Source organism: Chryseobacterium sp. JUb7, from assembly GCF_024806495.1.
GTDB lineage: Bacteria > Bacteroidota > Bacteroidia > Flavobacteriales > Weeksellaceae > Chryseobacterium.
Window position 1 is genome coordinate 1 of record NZ_JANUFF010000028.1, and the last position, 3483, is coordinate 3483.

Below are 3483 nucleotides of genomic sequence, written 5' to 3' on the forward strand. Positions count from 1 at the left end.
TTAATTTTTCCTTTACAAATTCGGTCTCACGACAAAAGTCTGCTCGATAATCATTCCGTCGGTACCATCTGTGGAGATGCCTCCGATTTCTGAGTTTTGAGTGTACAGCGTAATGATTCGGTCTTCTTTACTGAACATTCCCGAAGTATTTTCGGTAATGACTTTAAAGTGATGATAAACAGGATTTCCTTCTGCGTCTTTCACGGTAAGAGGATCCAGCCCTATTTTCTCCAGTCTTAAGAACATCGTTTCATCAGTGATCGTGAAAATATCTTTTGCCACCCAGCTTTCCGTATTGGTCAGTGGATCGTTTTCAAAAAGATAAAGCTGTACTTTGGAAGCATTGGACGGGAGAACATTCATTCTTGCCAGCTCCTGCCAGTTCCCCTGGTTGTTCATTTTATAAAGGTGATATTTCCCTTTGTAACACTGCTCTTTCCAGCTTAATAATCCCGAGGTTACCACGTTGCCACTCACCGGATCTGATTCAAAACTCAGCTCAGGAGATGATGGCAGAACATTCTCTGTCATGGTGGTGATCATAATCTTAGAAGCTTCAGAAGGGGCATACTCAGTAACAATTACATCGCTCTGACCCGTCACGTATTTAGCTTCAGCATATTCTACTTCAGCTTCCACGGTAACCCTGTAATATAAAGGATCACCAAACGGAACCTGCGCAAGATCCGAGAAACTGTCCTGCAGCGTCCACACTCCGTCATCAGACATACTTTCTGTAACAGCAAGCTCATTCACAAGCTCCATCGTTCTTACCGATACCGCATCCTGCATATTGAGCGCACGGTACAGCTTCGCCTTTCTGACATTATAAACCTTATTGTAGGTATTGATGTTAACATCCATCTTTGGCGTTACCGCCATTGCCGTATTTTCCAGAACAGGAATAACACTCTTGATTTCAGGAGTTTTTAATGGGAATGAATTGACCATTTTGATAGGTCCTATCACATCACTCATATCACTCTGTACCAGCTGGGCATTCGTTTCTTTTACCGCATAGAAGTAAACACTTTTTGAAGCGCCATCCAGGGTATAATCTACGAATAACGTCTTATGCTTAGGCGTGGTTTCAAGGATTTTCATCATTGGAGCCATATCAAATTCTCCATTCACATCGTTACCCGGCGTCAGTAAGGTCCCGTTTTTAGCTCTGATCACCTGGGCTTTAGGAATAGGCTGATAGTCGCCTCCTTTAACGAACTGATAAAGAATGGGAACTTCCGTCAGCGGAACAAACGTATTGCGGATCGTCTGTTTTACAAAATCAATGAATTTCACCTCCCCAAATGCTCCGTTAGGATCAGCAGGAATGATGACCGCCGATAAATCCTGAATGTTTTTATACACAGACTCCGTAATCGCAGGGATTGCAGGGCTGTAATGCTTATTATGATCAGCGATAAAGAGATTGATACCCTTGAGTAAATCCAGACTGTTAGGAACAGGAAGCCTGTATCCGTTATGAAGGTTAAACTGCGTTTCATTTCCATTGAAAATACAGTTGGCAAGCTCTGATAAACGGTCATTGAAAAAATCATCATTATTCTTTTCACGGATATCTTCTACCGAATTTTCTTCAGGCACAGCCGCATTATAATTCAGCGTATGCTTGTATAATGAACTCAGTAAAATATCATCATTACTACGAAGGAACATCACACTGAACGGCTTATGCTGATACGTATTGGTAAAAGCATACGAAGAACGTCCGAAAGTATCAGGTCTTGTCGCATACTTCGAGCCCATAGGCATTTCAGGAGCCATAGGTTCTTCGATTTTTCTGCCGAACATCATCGTCGGAATAGAAATTCTCGATTTATAATCCACATACGTAAGGTCTACCGCACGGGTGCCGAAAATCGTGTATTTTTCCAATGCATCATCCTGAGGAATAATGTCTTCTTTGGTAAGACGACATGCAGCGTTGGTATGAAGATACACTCTGTATCCGGGATAGAAATTCACTTCCGTTGTTTTTCCAGGCATAGAATCTGGCATTACAGGAGTCGAAGCAAAAGATTCATCCAAAGCAAAGACTTTAAGATCTCCGTTACCGGCACCGATATTATCGATACGGATCACCTTAAGAGTCGCTTTTTCTTCATTCGGAGCATTATGCCTGTCGACACGGATACTTCCGCGGTACCACTGAACCCTGTCTGCTCCGGTTAATTCCGAATACTGAGGGTGATGACCCAGATTAAAGCCCGGAAAATCGATCTCATACAATCCTGTAAAAGGAAGAGGTTGTTGAGTATCGGGATCTAACTCTATCACTTTATTCATCACAACCGTCTTATTGATCCCACGGTATTTTCTTAAATACGTATTATACGTGATATCAGGACTCTGACCGGATTCTATTGTTCTTTCTTCCGTATGAATCGGCCAGCCGTCTCCGATCTTAACCTTTAAAGGATGTGGATTCACCGTTCCCCAGGTCGATGGATTTTGCATATTTTCAACCACCATCAAGGACTCATTGGCATTGGGTACCGTAAAGTTGGAAGGGTCAAAAGGCATTGTCGTATTCTGTCCGAAAGCATTTCCTACCTGTTTTTTTAGGATATGGAAAACAGGATAATCAGGGTTGGTTCCCGATAAAATATTATGAATAATATAATCATCTGTGCCTACTGAAAATACCCCGCCCACATATTTAGGGAAATCGGCCACCGCAATGGTAGGTTTTAAAGACTGGGTAGTCGCTGCCGTGGCTCCAGTACTGCTCAGTACCAAAGCTTTGGTTTTGATCACAGAGACCAAAGGGTTACCCGAAAGGTCCGTTACACTTTCAATCGCTCCGAAAACCCTGTTTGGGATTTCAGGACGGAAGAAAACTTCAATATGGTCGGCAAAAAGCTCTTCATTATCCGGCAAAGGACTGAAGTCAGATACTTCTTCCCCATTAACGGCCTTTTGATAGCTGATCATATCCTGAGAAGCATCATACTCCATGGTCAGTCTTACCAGAGTCTTATCTCCGGCAGGATTTTGAGCATACAGCACCTGTTCGTTGTCCGAAGTCAGCAATAACGGAAGTTCTTTCTGGATCAAAAAGGCATTAACACTCGATGGAGGCAACAGAATATTGGAAGGCTTAATACTGGATTCTACCTGGTAGGTGTCCAAAGATTTTCTTGATCTTGAGAACCAGTTCACTCCATAAGAGCCATAAACATGCTTCCCGGATCTTTTTTGCTTATGAACGTAAGCAGGATTTCCAAAATCAGGAATAGCAATAGCTACCGTTTCGTTGTGGGCTTTTTCACCATTGGAAAATACATTCACATAGCCCGGGTTATTGGGTAGTTCAGGAAGCCTCCACTCTGTTTCATCGCTCATTCGGTATTCAATACCCACATTCACGGGGTACGTGAACTTGGACATATCAAATTCTTCCGGAGAATAATAGAAAGGACTGTTGGCAGGCTCATCAGGGGTGAGCTCATGGGTCAGTAA

The 3483-nt window shown here is 42.8% G+C and carries 1 protein-coding gene; it reads right to left on the minus strand.

The features are described from left to right. Positions 1-12: 12 nt before the first annotated feature. Positions 13-3483 (minus strand): hypothetical protein (locus M2373_RS22465; protein WP_259113730.1); only part of this gene is annotated, 3471 nt, incomplete at its 5' end.